Genomic DNA, 20,127 nt, shown 5'->3' with positions numbered 1-20,127 from the left:
AAAATTCCTTAGTAGGTACGCTTGATTGGCGGGAATGCCTCACGAAGCTTAGGCTCCATGTTTACATCACGCTTGGTCATCTGCTCGGTCTGAGGATCGAACAGGCTATGACATAACCAGTTCTCATCATCACGGTCGAGATAATCTTCACGTGAATGCGCACCACGACTCTCTTTACGGAAGTTTGCCGCATAAGCGGTTGCAATTGCTGTGGCCATCAGATTGTCCAGCTCGAGACATTCGATACGCTGAGTGTTGAACTCTCTTGAGTTGTCAGACAGCTTGGCATTAGCCAGACGCTCACGAATCGCCTTAAGCTCTTCAAGGCCTTCAGCCATGGCTTCACCGGTACGAAATACCGAGAAGTTAAGCTGCATGCAAAGTTGAAGATCTTTACGGATCTTAGCTGGATCTTCGCCGTCTTTGTTGCTTTCCCAACGATTTAGACGCTCAAGCGACTTCGCGATATCGGCATCGGTCGCATCCTTAGGCGTAGCGGTTTCATCCAGCGCCTTACCTAGGTGCTGACCGGCCGCACGGCCGAAGACTACAAGGTCAAGCAGTGAGTTACCACCCAGGCGGTTTGCACCGTGTACCGATACACAGGCAATCTCACCCACGGCGAACAGACCAGCAACATCTTGCTCGCTACCATCTTCATTCTTGCGAATCACCTGACCGCTCACCTTAGCAGGCAGACCACCCATCATGTAGTGACAGGTTGGCAGGACAGGGATTGGACCATCGGCAGGGTCTATGTGCGCGAAGGTACGAGACAGTTCACAAACGCCTGGTAGGCGTGCTTCCAGGGTCTCTTTACCTAAGTGATCTAGCTTAAGCAGACAGTGAGGACCTAGTGGACCATCGAGGCCACGACCTTCACGGATCTCTGTCATCATAGAGCGTGCTACCACGTCACGAGATGCCAGGTCTTTCGCGTTTGGCGCATAACGCTCCATGAAGCGCTCGCCATCTTTGTTCAGCAGGTATCCGCCTTCACCACGACAACCTTCGGTGACCAGTACACCCGCGCCGGCGATACCGGTTGGGTGGAACTGCCACATCTCCATGTCTTGCATCTGCACGCCGGCGCGCATTGCCATACCGACACCGTCACCTGTGTTGATATGTGCGTTAGTGGTAGAGGCGTAGATACGACCCGCACCACCGGTAGCCAAAATAGTGGCCTTAGACTTGAAGTAAACGATCTCGCCGGTTTCGATTTCGATTGCGGTACAACCTACGATGGCACCGTCTTCGTTCTTAACCAGATCCAGCGCATACCACTCAGAGAAGACCTCAGTCTTATGCTTAACGTTCTGCTGATATAGACAGTGCAACAGGGCGTGACCGGTACGGTCAGCTGCCGCAGCGGTACGTGCCGCCTGCTCGCCACCGAAGTTTTTCGATTGACCGCCGAATGGACGCTGATAGATCTTACCGTTGTCGAAACGAGAGAATGGCAGACCCATGTGCTCTAGCTCGATAATGGCTTCTGGACCGGTTTGACACATAAATTCGATCGCGTCTTGGTCACCGATGAAGTCGGAACCCTTAACGGTATCGTACATGTGCTGTTCCCAATGGTCTTCATGGGCGTTACCTAGGGCGACGGTAATACCACCCTGAGCAGAAACCGTATGAGAACGCGTTGGGAATACTTTAGATAAAAGCGCGCAGCTCTTACCCTCTTTAGAAATCTGTAGTGCAGCTCGCATACCCGCGCCACCGGCGCCAATTACGACTGCATCAAACTCACGAACTGGAATACTCACTTAAACACCCCACACAATAACAATGCCAGCAGCCAGGTAAGAAAGTGCTGCTACGACGAAGACGAATTGGAGTACGCCACGAACGGCTACCGGCTTAACATAGTCGGTAAGCACCTGCCAGATACCGATCCAGGCGTGAACCAGGATGGCAACCAGGGCAAGAAGCGTAAACACTTTCATCGGCAAAGCACTGAACAAACCGTGCCATACGTCATAAGTGAGAGGAGCACTAGCGGCGATGAATCCTACTAAGAAAATGGTGTAACAAGTAAGGATCACGGCACTAGCACGAAGAAGAATAAAATCATGAACGCCACTGCGTCCAAGACTCGCTGCATTTGTTACCATACCCAAATCCCCGCAATGATTGACCATGCCGCAGCAATAACGAAGGCGGCTTTCGCTGAAGCGTTACCTGATTCCAACTCTTCCCAACGACCGGTATCCATGATCAGATGGCGTAGGCCAACAATCAGGTGATAACCAAGCGCGGTCAGAATTCCCCAGACAACAAACTTAACGATGAAGGTATCAAATAGAGATTGAATGCCTGCGAAACTCTCAGCAGATGCGAGTGACTCACTCAACAACCAGATAAGAATACCGACGGCAAACAGCATGATGACACCGGAGACACGGTGTAGGATTGACGCAATCGCTGTTGCAGGAAAGCGAATGGTCTGCAGATCTAGATGGACAGGTCTTTGCTTTTTCACGTTCTGCTCACTCTGCTCCATTGAGCATTATTTTTGTTATTGAACCTCTTTCGAACGAAATTTGAACAGCAAGCAAACTTACCACCTCCTCTCGCCTCAAAAGGAAAGTTGAAACAAACAGTTAACTAATTCAAAAATCACTAAATAAGTATGTAAATAATGGTCTTCGAATTGGTTTGTTTGCAGCTCTTTCGAGCCGAAGCAAGTATACGCCCCACAAATGTCAAATACAAACATCACATTATGCAAATTTTGTTTTTTTGGTAAAAAAATCTGCCAAGTCGCTGTATTGGCGGGCACTTACGTCAAATTAAGACCATGGTCTAACGAATTTAAACGCTTATTTAAATTGAAATGTGATCTAGATTCACTGTAAAGTATTGGCGTTTGACAAAAGCCGCACTCACATAAGAATGAAGTAAGGAGAACGGGGTATGGCTGATAATATAGCCAAATTGGAACTACCAGGGAACGATTCGATTGACCTGCCTATCAAAAAAGGAACGGCAGGATTTGATGTTATCGACATCAGCAAACTCGGTAGCAAAGGTCATTTTACATTTGACCCAGGATTCCTAGCGACAGCATCCTGCGAATCAGCTATCACCTACATTGATGGCGCCCAAGGTATACTTTTACACCGTGGTTACGCGATCGACGAACTAGCCGTCGATTCAGACTATTTAGATCTTTGTTATCTACTGCTTTACGGTGAGTTACCTAACAAGGCTCAATACGACAAATTTGTTTACACGGTTAAGACTCACACTATGGTTAACGAGCAACTGGCTTCGTTCTTCCGTGGTTTCCGCCGTGACGCACACCCAATGGCGATGCTATGTGGTGTGACAGGTGCATTGTCTGCATTCTACCAAGACTCTCTCGATGTTAACGACGAACACCACCGCGAAATTGCGGCGTTCCGTTTAGTCTCTAAGATGCCGACTATCGCCGCTATGTGTTACAAGTATTCAATTGGTCAGCCATTTGTTTACCCACGTAACGACCTGAGCTATGCGGGCAACTTCCTCAGCATGATGTTTGCGGTTCCTTGTGAAGAATACAAGGTTAACCCAATCATCGAACGCGCCATGGACCGTATCTTTATCCTGCACGCCGACCACGAGCAAAACGCCTCTACCTCTACCGTGCGTCTAGCCGGTTCATCGGGTGCTAACCCATTTGCGTGTATCGCAGCGGGTATCGCTTCATTGTGGGGCCCTGCACACGGTGGCGCAAACGAAGCATGTCTGAACATGCTGGAAGAGATAGGTACCGTAGATCGCATTCCTGAGTTCATCGCACGTGCAAAGGATAAAGATGATCCATTCCGTCTGATGGGCTTCGGTCACCGCGTCTACAAGAACTTCGACCCTCGCGCCAAAGTTATGCGCGAAACCTGTCACGAAGTACTTGCCGAGCTTAAGGTCAACGACCCGCTGCTCGACGTGGCGATGGAACTTGAGCGTATCGCACTGGAAGATGAGTACTTCGTATCGAAGAAACTCTATCCAAACGTCGATTTCTACTCAGGCATCATCATGAAGGCTATCGGTATTCCAACTAGCATGTTCACCGTACTGTTCGCCCTGGCGCGTACCGTAGGTTGGATTGCTCACTGGAAAGAGATGTTGGATCAGCCTGGTCACAAGATCAGCCGTCCACGCCAGCTCTACACAGGTTCGGCCGAACGCAGCTTCGTCAAACTGGATAAGCGTTAAAATCGGCTTAATCGTAAAAAGCACCCCTAGGGGTGCTTTTTTTATGCCTAGCGCAAACACACTCCCAGCCGCTTATTCTGGCAAAACCGGCGGCGCACAGTAACAAACACTCGCCCCCACACATTTAGGATACATTTTGTATCAAATCCAATTTGCACTCACCTCGGCTATAGGTCTTAACTGTAACTTAGTCAAAAGCATCACATGTTAAACATTTTCGCTACAAACCAGTTAACAAGCTCACCACTTCTTAACTGATTCTAGCGTAACAAGCTGATATTTATAGGTTTAACAATTTGGCACAGCTTGTGCTTACTAAGGCTAATTGGATAAATAACATAGGTATCTTCACATGGAATCTTTTTCAAAGTTTAAGTTGGCACTTCCCCTACTATTTGTTGCCGTACTCAGTGCATGTGGTAATGAGGAAACGAAGAAAGAAGAGGAAAAGTACGCCGTTCCCGTCGAAACCACGACAGTCATACAAGGCGATGTCTCCTCTTTTTATAGTACTACTGCCACCCTGGAAGCCCCACAGGAGGCCGATGTTGTTAGCCGCATCGCGGGTCTTATCGAGACAATAAAGGTCGAGGAAGGCGATCGCGTCGCTAAGGGACAACTGCTGGCGGTGATCGATGCCAAGCGCCAACGCTACGACTTAGCTCGCTCTCAGGCCGAAGTGGAGATCATCGAGCAGGAGCTCAACCGTTTGAAGAAGATGAGCAATAAAGAGTTTATCAGCGCCGACTCCATGGCCAAACTAGAATACAACCTGCAGGCAGCCATCGCCAAGCGAGACCTTGCAGCATTGCACGTTGAAGAGAGCATGGTTCGCTCCCCAATAGACGGTGTTGTAGCCAAGCGTTATGTGAAAGCCGGCAACATGGCCAAAGAGTTTGAACAGCTTTTCTATGTGGTTAATCAGGATGAGCTGTACGGCATAGTCCACCTACCAGAGGCCCAGCTGCAAAGCCTGCGTTTAGGCCAGGAAGCCGAGCTCTATGCCAACAAACACACCCAAGATACCATTCACGCCAAGGTGCTGCGTATCAGCCCCATAGTCGATCCTCAAAGCGGTACCTTTAAGGTCACCCTTTCTGTGCCTAACCAGAATGCCAAACTCAAGGCCGGTATGTTTACCCGGGTTGAGCTGAGGTATGACACCCACAGCAATGTGATAACCGTTCCCTACAACGCCGTGGTCAATCAGGACAACCAATACGCCCTGTATGTGATCCAAGGTGACAATGCCCTACGCCGCGAAGTCGCCCTAGGCTATCGCGAGGCCGACACAGTAGAGGTGGTCTCTGGGCTGGAACCCGGCGAACAGATAGTGATCCGCGGACAACAAAACCTAAAGGATCAATCCTTAGTCGAAGTGATCAGCCAACTAGACGTTGCTCGCGCACAACAATAACGGGAACTTAGCTTATGTCGATAATTAATACTTCCGTTAAACGGCCGGTCTCCGTGTGGATGTTTATGCTGGCGGTGATCCTGTTTGGCATGGTGGGATTCTCTCGCCTGGCGGTGAAGCTCCTGCCGGACCTCAGCTACCCGACCATTACCATACGTACCCAATATGAAGGCGCCGCCCCCGTCGAGGTGGAGCAGCTTGTCTCCAAGCCCATAGAAGAGGCCGCTGGCATCGTTAAGGGGCTGCGTAAGATTAGCTCTATCTCACGCTCTGGTATGTCAGATGTAGTGCTCGAATTTGAATGGGGCACAGACATGGATATGGCGAGCCTGGAGGTCAGGGAAAAACTAGACACCATAGAGCTGCCCCTGGATGTGAAGAAGCCACTGTTGCTGCGCTTCAACCCTAACTTAGACCCTATCGTGCGTCTGGCACTCTCCATGCCGGATGCCGATGACCAGTCACTTAAGCAGATGCGCACCTTTGCCGAGGAGGAGCTTAAGCGTCAGCTGGAATCTCTCAGCGGCGTCGCCGCCGTCAGGCTCTCAGGCGGTCTCGAGCAAGAGGTGCATATTCAGCTGAACCAGGAGAAACTGACGCAACTTAACCTGAACGCCGATAAGATCCGCGAGCGTATCGCCGCCGAAAACATCAACCTCTCGGCCGGTAAGGTGGTACAGGGAGAGAAAGAGTATTTGGTGCGTACCCTCAACCAGTTCAACTCCTTGGAGGAGCTGGGTCAGATCATCGTCTATCGTGACAATCAGACTCTGGTGCGTCTGTTCGAGGTGGCCGAGATCATAGACGCTCACAAGGAACGTAACGACATCACGCGTATCGGCTCCGCCGAATCTATTGAGCTGGCCATCTATAAGGAAGGTGATGCCAACACGGTCGCCGTGGCCCGTAAAGTCACCGCTAAGCTGGATGCCCTCAAGAAATTAAATGAGAAGGCGGAGCTTAAGGTGATCTACGATCAATCTGAATTTATCGAGAGCGCCGTGAGCGAGGTGACCTCGGCGGCACTAATAGGTAGCTTGCTCTCCATGCTGGTGATCTACCTGTTCCTCAGGGACATAGTGCCGACCCTTATCATCTCTATCTCAATTCCGTTTTCGGTGATCGCCACCTTTAACATGATGTATTTTGCCGACATCAGCCTCAACATCATGTCACTGGGCGGTATCGCCCTGGCGGTGGGCCTCCTAGTGGATAACGCCATCGTGGTGCTGGAGAACATCGACCGCTGTCGCAAGCTGGGGATGAACAAGCTCGACGCCGCCGTCACTGGCACCAAAGAGGTAGCCGGTGCTATCTTCGCTTCCACCATGACCACCCTGGCGGTATTCGTGCCCCTGGTGTTTGTCGATGGCGTGGCCGGTGCACTCTTCTCGGATCAGGCGCTGACGGTAACCTTCGCCCTGCTGGCCTCCCTGCTGGTCGCGCTGACCACCATCCCTATGCTGGCATCACGCGAGGGCTTCAAGGCTCTGCCGCACATGGTGCAGAAACGCGAAAAGCCGGTACTCGACACTAAGATGGCTAAGGTGAAGCATTACGGCGCTACCGTATGCTCCTTCCCCTTCGTGCTGCTATTTAGCTACCTGCCCTCACTGGTGCTGACCCTGGCGCTGATGCTTAGCCGCGCGTTCTCCTGGCTTGCAGGCCTTATCATGCGCCCCATCAGCCTGGTATTTAACTGGTTCTATCACCTACTCGAAAGCGTCTATCATAAGCTGCTACGTCAAGCGCTTAAATTTACCTGGGTTACCTTAGCTGTGGCCATCACCCTCACCATAGGCACCATGAGTCTGATCCCAAGACTCGGCATGGAGCTGATCCCGCCGATGAACCAAGGTGAGTTTTATGTGGAAGTCCTGCTGCCACCGGGCACAGAGGTGAGCGAGACAGACAGGGTGTTGCAGAAGCTGGCGCTCTCAATTAAAGACAGAGAAGATGTAAAACATGCCTACAGCCAAGCCGGTAGCGGCGGTCTGATGACCTCGGATACCTCGCGCGGCGGCGAAAACTGGGGCCGTCTGCAGGTGGTACTGGCCGATCACCAGGCCTTCGATGCGGTCACCCATGTGCTTCGCACCACTGCCATGCGTATCCCTGAGCTAGAGGCCAAGATCCAACACCCAGAGCTGTTTAGCTTCAAGACGCCGCTTGAAATCGAAGTGATTGGTTATGATCTGGCGCAGCTTAAGCAGACCGCCGATAACCTTATCAGCGCCCTGTCAGACTCAGATCGCTTCGCCGACCTCAACACCAGCCTGCGTGACGGTCAGCCAGAGCTGAGCATCCGCTTCGATCACGCTCGCCTTGCCGCCCTAGGCATGGACGCGCCAACCGTGGCTAACCGTATCGCCCAACGCATCGGTGGCACAGTCGCCAGCCAATATACGGTGCGCGACAGGAAAATAGACATCCTGGTGCGCAGCGAACTCGAGGAGCGCGATCAGATAAGCGATATCGATTCGATGATCATCAACCCCAACAGCAGTCAGCCTATCCCACTGAGCGCCGTTGCCGATGTCACCTTGAATCTGGGCCCTTCTGCCATCAACCGCATCAGTCAGCAGCGCGTTGCCATCGTTTCGGCTAACCTCGCCTATGGTGATCTCAACGATGCGGTGCTCGAGGCGAGAAGCATCATAGATCAACAAAACCTGCCTAGCTCGATTCAGGTACGTTTCGGTGGCCAGAACGAAGAGATGGAGCACTCCTTCCAGTCGTTGCAAATTGCCTTGGTTTTGGCCGTATTCCTGGTGTACTTGGTGATGGCTAGCCAGTTCGAGTCACTGGTGCACCCACTGCTCATCCTAATCGCTGTGCCTATGGCGGTGGGCGGTAGCATCTTCGGCCTGTTCATCACCCAGACACACCTGAGCGTGGTGGTGTTCATCGGCCTCATCATGCTGGCGGGCATAGTGGTCAACAACGCCATCGTCTTGGTGGATCGCATCAATCAGCTTCGTCACCAGGGCATCGCCAAACTGACGGCCATCGAAGAAGCCGCCAAGTCTCGCCTGCGTCCCATCGTCATGACCACAATGACTACGGCGCTGGGTCTGGCGCCTATGGCACTGGGCTTAGGCGACGGCAGCGAGGTGCGTGCGCCCATGGCGATCACAGTGATCTTCGGCCTGTCGCTGGCAACTTTGCTGACGCTCGTAGTGATCCCAGCGCTCTATGCCCTGTTCGATCGCAAAGCCTTTGACGCACCAGCCGAAGTCGCTCAAGAGGGAGAATCAGCATGAATATCACTCGATTAGCCCTAACGCGACCCGTTACTACCAGCATGTTCTTCGTAGCCATACTCCTCTTTGGTCTGGCCTCGAGCCGCCTGCTGCCGCTGGAGATGTTTCCCGGCATCGAGATGCCCCAGGTGATGATTGAAGTTCCCTACAAGGGCTCGACCCCTGCGGAGGTGGAACGTGAGATTACTAACGTACTAGAAGAGTCTCTCGCCACCATGGGCGGCATTGAGGAGCTAAGATCGCGCTCATCGCAAAATGGCGCGGAGATCGAGCTGAGAATGAAGTGGGGCGAGAATGTCTCCACCAAGAGCCTGGAGGCCAGGGAAAAGGTGGATGCGGTTCGCCACCTCTTACCTAAAGATGTGGAGCGGGTCTTCATCCGTCAGTTCTCGACTGCCGACATGCCTGTGCTCACCATACGTATCTCCAGCGAGCGTGAGCTGTCCGGTGCCTTCGATCTGCTGGACAAACAGTTGAAGAAGCCGTTGGAACGGGTCGAAGGCGTCTCTCAGGTGAGCCTCTATGGCGTCGAGCAGAAGCAGATCGAGATCCGAATCGATGCCGACAAGCTCAGCGCCACGGGGATCAACAGCGGCATGCTGCAACAACGTCTGGGACAGGAGAACTTCATCGTCAGCGCCGGCACCCTGAGGGCGAATACCCGGGTGTATCAGGTATCGCCAAAGGGTGAGTTTCGCGATCTAGACGATATCGCCGCCCTAGTGTTGATGCCTGGCGTGACTTTGGGCGATGTGGCCAGCATTCGCTACGCCCTGCCAGAGCGCCTCGACGGTCGCCATCTGGATCAGAAATACGCGGTCGGTCTGGACGTATTTAAAGAGTCTGGCGCCAACCTGGTGGACGTGTCTGAGCGTGTGCTCAAGGTGATCGAGGCCGCCAAACAGGACCAGCAGTTCAACGGTATCAAGCTGTTTATCATGGAAGATCAGGCCTACGGCGTAAAATCCTCGCTGTCAGATCTGCTCGCCGCCGGTCTGGTGGGTGCCCTGCTCTCTTTTGCGGTGCTTTATCTTTTCCTACGCAACCTGAAGATGACACTGGTGGTCGTTTCTTCGGTGCCAATCTCTCTGTGTATGACGTTGGCGGGCATGTATTTCTTAGGCTATAGCCTGAATATCCTCTCCATGATGGGACTACTGCTGGCGGTCGGCATGCTGATCGACAACGCCGTAGTAGTCAGCGAGAGTGTGTTGCAAGAGAAGCAACACCAAGGCACGGCATCGACCTCCCAGGCTGTGCTTACCGGGGTCAACAAGGTTGCCCTGGCAGTAATGGCCGGCACCCTGACCACGGCAATTGTGTTTCTGCCTAACATCTTTGGCGTTAAGGTAGAGCTAACCATCTTCCTGGAGCATGTGGCCATCGCCATCTGTATCTCACTGGCAGCCTCGCTCTTGGTGGCTAAGACGCTGATCCCTTTGATGTTAACTAAACTACATTTCGAGATCGACACTAACCCTAAGCAGAGCAAGCTCGAGTCTTTCTACAAGCGCAGCCTGGCGTGGATATTACATAGGCCCAAGCGGTCAGGGCTGATCGCCGTGATCATCCTTGGCTCGACGGCGCTGCCGCTGAGCATGGTGCAGCAAGATCAAAGCGATGGCGAAGGCAATAACCGCCTCTATATCAATTACCAGGTAGAGGGACGCCACAGCCTGGATGTTACCGAGGCGATGATCAACCGCATGGAAGATTACCTCTACGCCAATAAAGAGGAGTTCTACATAGACTCTGTCTACAGCTACTTCTCGGCCGACAGGGGCCAGTCGACCCTGCTGCTGCAAGAAGATGCCGACATAGATATCAAGGCGCTAAAACGAAAGATCCGCGAAGGCTTCCCTAAGTTTTCCATCGCCAAACCGCAATTTGGCTGGGGTAACGATAACAACGGCATACGTGTCACCCTCACCGGACGTTCCACCAGCGAGCTGATCACCATCAGTGAGCAGGTAGTGCCTATGCTGGCCAAGATAGATGGGCTCATCGACGTGCGCTCCGAGCTTAACAGCACACAGCAGGAGGTGATCATCGAGCTGGATCGCACCATGGCAGCGAGACTGGATCTTAGCCTGAGCGAGCTTGCTCGCAGCGTGTCCATGGCCCTTCGCGGTTCGCCGCTACGTTCCTTCAGGCACGATCCCAGCGGTGAGCTGCGCATAGAACTGGCCTATGACAAGCAGTGGCGCGAGTCGCTTGAAAGGCTAAAGGAGTTGCCTATCGTGCGTCAGGGTAATCGCGTCTACACCTTGCAGAGTCTGGCCGAGATCTCGATTCGTCCACGATTTGACACTATTCGTCACTATGACCGTCAAACGGCGCTCTCAATCGGTGCCAACCTGGATGAGATGACCACGGAAGAGGCACAAAAAGCCATCAAACAAGTGATGGATGCGGTGCAATTTCCTGCGGGCTATGACTACTCGCTACGAGGTGGCTTCCAGCGTCAGGATGAAGATCAGGCCATCATGGCAACTAATATGATCTTGGCCATCGCCATGATCTATATCGTCATGGCCGCCCTGTTCGAATCTTTACTGCTGCCAACGGCTATCATTACCTCGATCCTCTTCTCCATCACTGGGGTATTCTGGGCCCTGCTGCTAACCGGCACCAACATGTCCATCATGGCCATGATAGGAATTCTGATCTTAATGGGTATAGTGGTGAACAACGGCATAGTGTTGGTTGACCAAATCAACCAGAAGACGCCGGAACTAGAACGCCTGTCTGCCACCATAGAGGCCGTGTGCATTACCCGCCTACGTCCTGTACTGATGACGGTAGGCACAACGGTACTAGGCCTAGTCCCACTCGCCATGGGCGACACCCAGATAGGCGGCGGAGGCCCTCCTTATTCACCTATGGCAATCGCCATAATAGGTGGGCTAAGTTTTTCTACCCTCACCAGTCTCTATCTGGTACCGCTCTGCTATCAGGCCCTGTATCGCATGCGTCATCAGGCGGCCGTTAAGCTAGGCAATGCCGATAGGTTCACTCGGCGCATCATGCCCTGGGCCCACTAAGGCGCGCCAATAGGTAATACAAAATAAAAAGGCTGCTTCTTGCAGCCTTTTTACTATACAACTATATAAACTATTTCCAGAATAGAGAAAAAGGTCTCCTAATGAACATCATATTTCGTCTCGTCTCGGCGAGCCTGCTCATCTGCTGCGCTGGCAGTTTGGCCGCAGAAAATAAGTTTGCCGACGTAGAGATCAGCGCAACCAAACTCTCCGACCATATCTACATGCTAACCGGTGCCGGCGGCAACATTGGCGTATCGGCGGGAACAGATGGCCTACTGATCATAGACGATCAGTTTGCCCCTCTGGCTGATACGATCAGTGCGGCGCTGGCCGATATCCAACCCGGCAAACCCAAATATATTGTCAACACCCACTACCATGGGGATCACACTGGCGGCAATGGCATATTTGGGCAAAGTGGCACCATCTTCGCCCACGACAATGTGCTTAAACGGTTGGCCGATGACGATGCATTATCCAAACAGGCTTTACCCAGCATCACCTATGATAAAAGTATCAAGATCCACTTTAACGACGATACCCTCTCCCTAATGTATCTGCCTGCTGGGCATACAGACGGCGATAGCGTGATCTTCTGGCGCAATGCGCCTGTGGTACATATGGGCGATCTCTTCTTTAAAGACAGATTCCCCTATATCGACCTCAAAGCTGGCGGCTCGATACTCGGCTATCGCGATAATGTGGCCACACTATTAACTAAAGTTGATGACGACACCAAGATCATCCCAGGACATGGAGGCCTGGCAAACAAGCAAGATTTCATTAGATTTAAAAAGATGTTAGATACCTCTATCGACTGGATGAACAAACAGCTGACATCAGGGAAGTCCCTAGATGAGATCAAACAACAAGGATTACCCGAGGAGCTAAAGGCGTGGGAGTGGCGTTTTATCTCTCAGGAGACCTGGATAGAGACTCTCTATAACGGCCTCAAGTCCTGATAACTGGCTAGTGGTAAATTAGCAGCCAATCCATTCTCTTTATAAAAAACCAAGCGCGGCCACCAAGGACGCGCTTTTTATTTGAACATGCTTTTCATATCAAACATCACATCGATAGTGCATCACCTGTTATCACTACAGAATTTCCAGTGGCTAAAATAGTCACAAAAACAAGGGCGCAAAGACAAGATTACATATCATGCCCGAATTCAGTAAAACGAGTCGACAAGACTAGACGCTATCAAACCCAAAGGTCATCACAATTAGATACAGTATCAACTTGCGATCACCCCAAGCTCTCCTAAAATTTAAGCATCCTGTTTAGCAAATGCATTGGCTGTCTTGGGGCCCCGGCTAAGGATTCATCGTGAGTAACCGTAAGAGGAATTCAACTCACAAGGAACGTAACATATTGGTATTAAACTTAACGGATGAAGTGTGTCTTACCGATAAACAAACCGATACTTCGCAGTGGCATTTCAATCATGCTGGCACCCTGAGTGCGGCCTATAAAACATTAGAGCATTCTCCCTGCCAGATTGCCATCGCCATCATAGATGTCCCACATCAGCAAGTCGTACTGCGAGCAATAGAACTGCTATCGGCCCGCCAACCCGGCCTGCTCTGGCTCGCAATCTCCTTAGACAGCCCAAAGAAGATGGATAATCTGTGTTTCTGCTTTACAGATTATTTTCTTGATTTTCATCACCTTCCTATAGACTGGCAGCGACTCGAACACACGCTAGGGCACCTTAGTGGTATGGCCCAGCTAAATGAACATTGGGTCAAAGAACACACCACACATAAACCGGCTTCCTTTTTCTTTGGCGAATCCGATGTCATGCAAACCCTGCGGGATAACCTCTACAAAATTGCCAAATCTGATGAAACAGTGCTGATAGGCGGTGAGACGGGGACAGGGAAAGGCCTGTGTGCCCACTTAATCCATTCGCTCTCATCCCGTAAAAATGGCCCCTTTATTACGGTCAACTGTGGCGCCTTGCCCCCCACCCTCATCCACTCTGAGTTATTCGGCCACGAGAAAGGCGCCTTCACCGGTGCCGACAGACAATATATAGGTCGTATCGAGCGCGCAGATAAGGGAACCCTGTTCTTAGATGAGATAGGCGATCTGTCACTAGAATTGCAGATCAATCTGCTGCAATTTCTAGAAGAACACTACATAGAACGTATCGGAGGTCAGAAATCGACAGAGGTAGATTGCCGTATCATATTTGCCACCCATGTCAACCTAGAGAACGCCGTCGAAGAGGGCAAGTTCAGAGAGGATCTGTTTTACAGGATCAATATCATCCAAATTGAGCTCCCCAGCCTGAGAGAACATAGACAGGACATACCTCTCTTGGCTCAAGATTACTTAAGCAAACTCGCTCCACCCAATCGTCAATTTCAGTTTCACCAAGATGCCCTTGTCGCCATGAGCAACTACCAGTGGCCAGGCAATGTAAGGGAGCTTAAAAACCGCATTCAACGCGCCATCATCATGGCCGAAAGCGATATCATCACAGAAACCGACCTCGGCATTAAATTCGCATGTTCGGCAAATGATGATTCGGACGTGGTCGATCTCGCGCAACACAGAACCGAAATTGATACCGAACTGCTATTGGCCGCCATCAAGCGCAATAACCACAACATCTCGGCGGCGGCCCGTGATCTTAACATCTCCCGAACGACTTTCTATCGCCTCATCAAGAAGTGCAAGATAAAGCTATAGCTAAGATCAATGGCGACAGAAGAGGACCTACTTATGCCATCAACTCACTCGACAGTAGTAGCCAGCCTATCTTTACTCTTATTCACTACCGCCTGCCAGCAGACAAGTGACGACAAACAGCAGCAAGAGCTTGCCTACCTGAAACAGGAGGTCGGTCAATTAAAACAACAGATGGCCATCATGAGCAGCCAGGTCAAAGAGATGCACACCATAGTGATGAAGGGCCAAAAGCTGCGATATCGCAATCTTCCAACGCAAGAGAATCCGGACGAAGGTGGTAAACTCCCCTCCTTAGGTCTAGCCTCTGCTAACGTAGCCATCATCGAATTTTCAGACTTTCAATGCCCCTACTGTAAGCGATATATGGACAATACCTTTACCAAGCTCAAGAGCGACTATATAGACACAGGCAAGGTGAAATATATCGCCAGGGACTTTCCCCTAGGCTTTCATCCCAAGGCTAAAGGCGCCGCAATAGCCGCCAACTGTGGCCAGAAACAAGATGCCTATTGGCCCATGCGCGACGCCCTGTTTAAAAACATGCGCCAACTAGGCAACAAACTCTATCGAGACACGGCCACTCAGCTCTCTCTGGACATGACCAAATTTACCGCCTGCCTAGAAGACCAAGCCATCATGAGTAAAATAAAGCAGGACATAAACTATGGCGCATCGGTAGGGGTTCGTGGCACCCCAAGTTTTTTGATAGGTAAACTGGAAAACAATCAACTGCTCAAACCCAAACTCCTTATCGGCGCACAAAGCTATGATGTTTTTAAGGCAGCCATCGACGCCTTAGAGGCACCAACTAAAACTAACTAATCTAAACCGCCGCAAAGTACTTTTTACAATTTATAGCAACCTTATCGACTCTGCGGCGTTTTAACCTTCCTCACTCAACACCTCTTTCTCTTCTGTAGCGAATGCTTGCGACGTCAGAACGCATTTCGCCAATCACAGGGATCTTGTCCAACTCATATTTGAACATTGCAGACTGTTCCACATGTGTAACACACCACCTTTCCCCTCTAAGTCAAAGACCACACAAAACCATTTATATCAGTTACTTATACTTTTGGCCTAATGCTTGCTGTTATTAGACCATTGATTTGGATACTGCATATGGACGGCTTTTTTCACATCCTCTGCAGTTACTAAAAAGCGGCATACGCCGAACAAGTAAGCCGAAGTAAACACTTTTGAAAAAACGATCCTGGTTTTGATGGCAAAAGTGAAGCCATAGCAACAAGGAACAGAAGTCATCAAATTTGTAGGAGATACGACAATGAGATTCAATAAACTTGCAATCATGTGTTGTGCAGCCTGCTTTACCGCTGCAAGCGCATTTGCCGCCGACGATCAACTCGAACTCGACGGTAACGTTAAAAATAATGGTATGAATGACTGGGAGCAAGTCCTCATCGACGGCGCTGGAGCAATAGCGATTTCAGTCGATAGAGAAACGGGCATGGCAGGCGTTATACCGGATCTTCCACCCAAAACAATTTTCTGGAAAGGGGGCTCGAAAGATATCAACGACGTCACTGAGTGGTGGTACAAAGACGGTGCCGTTCCCGATAAAGATGATATCAGAAACGGTATTGCTGCAGCCTATCGCGACAGTAACGATGATCTGGTCTTCTACTTCGGCGCCGACCGTTATGCCAACAGTGGTGATGCGATCTTCGGATTCTGGTTCTTCCAGGCCGATGTTGGCCCCAACGGTAGCAATCGATTTACCGGTGAACATACAGATGGTGACCTATTTATTGTGATGGAGTATCCACAAGGCAGTAATGCAGAACCCTTCGTCCAAGTCATGGAATGGCTGGAAGGCGGCGGTGATGTGTCAGACAACCTGAAACTGCTCTACAACTCTGAGAACGATGACATGCATAGTGCTAAATGTGATGCGGCCGATGTCGCTGCAGAAGCCTGTGCGATCACCAACGAAGACGACTCACAAATGACGATATGGGACTATATGGCCAAAGATGGCTCAACTGCCACTTATCCCCATGAGTCATTCTTCGAGGGCCGAGTAAACGTTAGTGAGATCTTGGGAGATAATATCCCATGTTTTAGCAGCTTCTTAATTGAAACGCGTTCCTCACGTTCGGAAACCGCCCAGCTGAAAGATTTCATCGGCGGTGAATTCCCACTGTGTAGCATTATGGTCACTAAGACCTGTAAGGTAGAAAGACTAGCCCTATCCAGCGACAACACAGCGAAAACTTATGTAGCGTCGTTCGAAGCAACTGTTACCAATGATGGTTCCGGTGCTTATGATGCTGACTTCCCACTCATGCTTGTAGATGATGCGGGAACACCTATGGATCTAACCGATGATGTTGTCATTGACCAAACCGTTGGCTACTTCAACGGCGGACAAGGACTCCCAGGTGGAGAATCGTTCACCTATTCAGGCACTTTCTTTACCGATGACAACCCACCAATGAACACCATCGAGGCAACAGTCGACTTTGGTAGCTCCACAGCCACAGACGAATATACTATCGAATGTAGCTCCTTGGATCTCAACCCAGCGATTGATTTAACCAAAGTCTGTACATCAGAGCTGGTCGAAGATGGTGGCGAGGTAATATTGAGTGTCGACTACGATATCGTCTCTTGTAACTTAGGTGATGTCCCACTAGACGCAACCATTACTGATGCGACCGTTGATCTATTAGCATCTTATACATTAGACATAGCACAAGCCTGTGAACTCGATACAGACTGTGCAGTCGGTAGTTGTGACAATGGTCTATGTTTAGAAGCACCTGGCCTAGTCAATGGCGATCCAGTTTGTGCAATAATATCTGACACTTACAGACCTAGCACGCTACCTACTGGCAATAGACTGAATTCTCAAAATACAGTCACTGTTTCAGCCTACTCAATATTTGATGTAGATGAAATTGAAGAATTGACAGATGAGGTAACGGCAACCTGTCCATTATGCCCAATACAACCTGAACCTCAACCTGAATAAAGGTTTATTCTGAATAACGACAAAGCCACCTACTTATCGCAGGTGGCTTTTTTTTAGCCCGCATGACAAAAGGCGTATAGACATTGGTGATGACTAACGTAATGGCTCCGACTTAATCGAATCTTCTCCCGAAGTTATTGCCATTCACCTCGCCAAAATAGTCTTTCGCCCAATATCCAATGGATAGACGAAATATCACTCTGCCGCCTTCGGTTTCCCATCATCTCAAAAGTAAACACTTTGGGTACAGGATGTTTAGAAACAGAGCAAAAATCGGCAGCAAAGCCTTAAAAGAAATCACGGCACAATTATAGGAAGATTTGTTATTACAACTTGTCAACACCAACAAAAAAGGGCCTTATGGCCCTTTTTGTTAAGAATACACTAAAACTATTTGTTCTTTCCTTTTCCGCCAGGCTTTCCACCACCGTCGCCAGAACTAGTTGTCAGGCTGACTTTAACGGTTGCCGTGGCCTGCAACTCACCATCGCTTATCGTATAAGTAAAGCTATCGCTCGACTTAAACCTTTTACCCGGTATGTAAGTGATAGTGTTATCGCTATTAATCACCACACTTCCCTTAGCTGGTGCAGATACCGCGACAACAGTAAGCTCATCACCCTCGGCATCGCTGTCATTGCTTAATACGTTAACTATGCCACTTGTCTTACTAGTGAGTGTCAGTGTATCTGCCAGGGCAACTGGTGCCGTGTTAACACTCGTCTCTTCTACCGTGATAGTTTGCAACAGTTCAGCATTCGTCTTGCCGTTACTCGGTGTTGCAACCAAGGCGAGCTGCTGAGCACCTACATCACCATTAACAGTCAAGGTAAAGTTAACTGTGGCCGTCTGCTGTGGTGCCAGTGTCATCACAGTTTGATCCCACTGACCATTCCATCCAGTTGGCAGAGTCGCGGCAAGTGACACATTGGTGCTTGGACAATCTGCAGAATCATTATTAGTCAGGCTATAACTTAAGCTTTTTTGCTCCCAGGTTTGCATACTAGCTGATGACATAGCGGTTAAACTTGGCGCCTTGGCGATACAAGTGGTTGCGCTTGAGTGACTAATGCCTACTGTTGCCTGATAGCCATCTGCTGCCAACAGCTCAATTGTCACACCATTATCTGCATCATAAAAAGTCTGGCCAACACCTATGGTACTATCGGTCCAATCGCTGCTGGTGCTCATGGGCGTACTATCGAGTAGGTAGCTGCTACCAGGCGTGTTTTCAGTCCCCTCACGCAGAATAATTGAATCTGCTAGGTTGGCATATTTGTCGAATAAAAATGCATCAAACCCCGTTGGAGTGCGATATTCCAAGTAGTAGTAGCGTGCATTACCATTGGCGTCGTTGCCAAGATAGATTTTTGCAGCAAGGGTGCTGTTGCTTTCTAAAGATTCGTAATAATCTAAGGTGATAACTTGATCGCTAGTCACTGTGGTAACTTGGTTATTTAACCAGCCTAGGCGTTCCTTTTGGAATGCGTTGAAATGAGCCCCCTCGTCGGCTCCCCCCATTGCATCGTAGATGTCACCGTACTCAGTTGTTGAACAAGTCCCTTCGCTAACAGACTCACCACAGTCCTTGCTATGGGAGTGATGTAACCCAAGGTTATGCCCAAGCTCGTGAACGACCGTCTTTATCTGGAAATTTTTAATCCAGGTACGTCCAGGATAACCTGCCACAGTACCCTGGCCAGACCAACGACAACCTAGATTTGCTTGAATAACATACATCACGTGATCATAGTCATTTGGCTCAAAGCCTTGATCACGGGCTAATATATCGGCTTCATTACCAATAGCCGTGGTATCACAGTTATATTTATCCATCGGGACAGTTAAATAACCTATGGTATCGCCGCTCAAACTGACGTTCCCATTTGAGTTTTCCAGATAGAATGCATTACCTTGGTTAAATACCAAGTCATTAGCCTCTGCAACACTGGCATACTCGCCCGATGAGTTTTCAAACCTCACCAACATCACTAGTACGCTGCGATCGCCTGATACTGTAATGGCGTCTAGGCTGCTCGTGGTAGTGGTTGATGAACTGACGCCACCGTCAAATAAGGTAATTTGCTCAGGATAGAGATTCGGATTTTTGAGTACGCTGTTTGGGAGTGTGATCTTTTGACCACTCTTCAGAGTTAGGTTTTTTCCAACAAGATTGAAAGGCACCACTCTGCCGTCATCTAACGTCACCTTATGATGTAATTCTGAGCGTTTCTCATCTTCATAATCTGTGTATGCCACACTCAGAATACCTTTTAATTGATGCTGTCCGGCTTTGTGTTCAGCGGCATTTACCGATGCAGAAGAATCTGCGTGGGCAGGTATAACGGCCGACACCGACAACATGCCTGCACCCAATAGACCAAAACTAAAGGTTTTCAGAAAAGAAGAAAAGGGACGCGCAACAGCGCAATGAACTGAACTCATAGCTAGGACCTCTCAAAGTCAACATCACTTCGAAAGCTCCAAGTACAA

General features: G+C 50.1%; 12 protein-coding genes. 8 read left to right on the top strand and 4 right to left on the bottom strand.

The annotated features are described in order from the left end of the window. Positions 1-8 precede the first annotated feature (8 nt). The 3 genes from sdhA to sdhC are packed head-to-tail and all read right to left on the bottom strand — an operon-like array spanning position 9 to position 2,512. Entirely contained in the window at positions 9-1,775 is a 1,767-nt protein-coding gene (gene sdhA / locus GNT65_RS07965; protein WP_160795044.1) for a succinate dehydrogenase flavoprotein subunit, read from the bottom strand. Next, the gene (gene sdhD, locus GNT65_RS07960; RefSeq protein ID WP_011865451.1) at positions 1,776-2,123 is read right to left on the bottom strand and encodes a succinate dehydrogenase, hydrophobic membrane anchor protein; all 348 of its coding nucleotides are present in this window, start codon (positions 2,121-2,123) and stop codon (positions 1,776-1,778) included. Further along, entirely contained in the window at positions 2,117-2,512 is a 396-nt protein-coding gene (gene sdhC, locus GNT65_RS07955) for a succinate dehydrogenase cytochrome b556 subunit (RefSeq protein WP_011865450.1), read from the bottom strand. Before sdhC ends, sdhD begins: the two co-directional genes overlap by 7 nt. A gap of 413 nt (positions 2,513-2,925) precedes the next feature. Between sdhC and GNT65_RS07950 the strand changes: the two genes are divergently transcribed. From GNT65_RS07950 to GNT65_RS07915, 8 genes are all read left to right on the top strand, one after another. Continuing rightward, positions 2,926-4,212 carry a citrate synthase gene (locus GNT65_RS07950; protein ID WP_160795042.1) on the top strand — a complete coding sequence of 429 codons (1,287 nt, stop codon included), beginning with the start codon at positions 2,926-2,928 and terminating at the stop codon, positions 4,210-4,212. 352 nt (positions 4,213-4,564) lie between these two features. Next, entirely contained in the window at positions 4,565-5,629 is a 1,065-nt protein-coding gene (locus GNT65_RS07945; protein ID WP_160795040.1) for an efflux RND transporter periplasmic adaptor subunit, read from the top strand. Positions 5,630-5,643: 14 nt separating this feature from the next. Continuing rightward, entirely contained in the window at positions 5,644-8,892 is a 3,249-nt protein-coding gene (locus tag GNT65_RS07940; protein ID WP_160795038.1) for an efflux RND transporter permease subunit, read from the top strand. Next, positions 8,889-11,936: an efflux RND transporter permease subunit gene (locus GNT65_RS07935; RefSeq protein WP_160795036.1), complete on the top strand. Its 3,048-nt coding sequence runs from the start codon at positions 8,889-8,891 to the stop codon at positions 11,934-11,936. The genes GNT65_RS07940 and GNT65_RS07935 overlap by 4 nt, the downstream gene beginning before the upstream one ends. 101 nt (positions 11,937-12,037) lie before the next feature. Next, a complete protein-coding gene (locus GNT65_RS07930; RefSeq protein ID WP_160795034.1) occupies positions 12,038-12,901 on the top strand; it encodes an MBL fold metallo-hydrolase in 864 nt (287 codons plus the stop codon). 367 nt (positions 12,902-13,268) lie between these two features. Then, a complete protein-coding gene (locus tag GNT65_RS07925; RefSeq protein ID WP_160795032.1) occupies positions 13,269-14,639 on the top strand; it encodes a sigma-54 dependent transcriptional regulator in 1,371 nt (456 codons plus the stop codon). A 33-nt stretch (positions 14,640-14,672) separates the two neighbouring features. After that, positions 14,673-15,461, top strand: a complete 789-nt coding sequence (locus GNT65_RS07920; RefSeq protein WP_160795030.1) for a DsbA family protein — start codon at positions 14,673-14,675, stop codon at positions 15,459-15,461. Positions 15,462-15,924: 463 nt separating this feature from the next. Then, positions 15,925-17,634, top strand: a complete 1,710-nt coding sequence (locus tag GNT65_RS07915; protein WP_160795028.1) for a hypothetical protein — start codon at positions 15,925-15,927, stop codon at positions 17,632-17,634. Between the two features lie 390 nt (positions 17,635-18,024). On the opposite strand, the gene GNT65_RS07910 is transcribed toward GNT65_RS07915, so the two are convergent. Next, positions 18,025-20,079: an Ig-like domain-containing protein gene (locus GNT65_RS07910; RefSeq protein ID WP_160795026.1), complete on the bottom strand. Its 2,055-nt coding sequence runs from the start codon at positions 20,077-20,079 to the stop codon at positions 18,025-18,027. Positions 20,080-20,127 lie beyond the last annotated feature (48 nt).

The organism is Shewanella insulae (assembly GCF_009831655.1).
GTDB classification, from domain to species: Bacteria; Pseudomonadota; Gammaproteobacteria; order Enterobacterales; family Shewanellaceae; genus Shewanella; species Shewanella insulae.
Note: the sequence above shows the minus strand (reverse complement) of the source record. Positions and strands in the feature narration are given on the sequence as shown.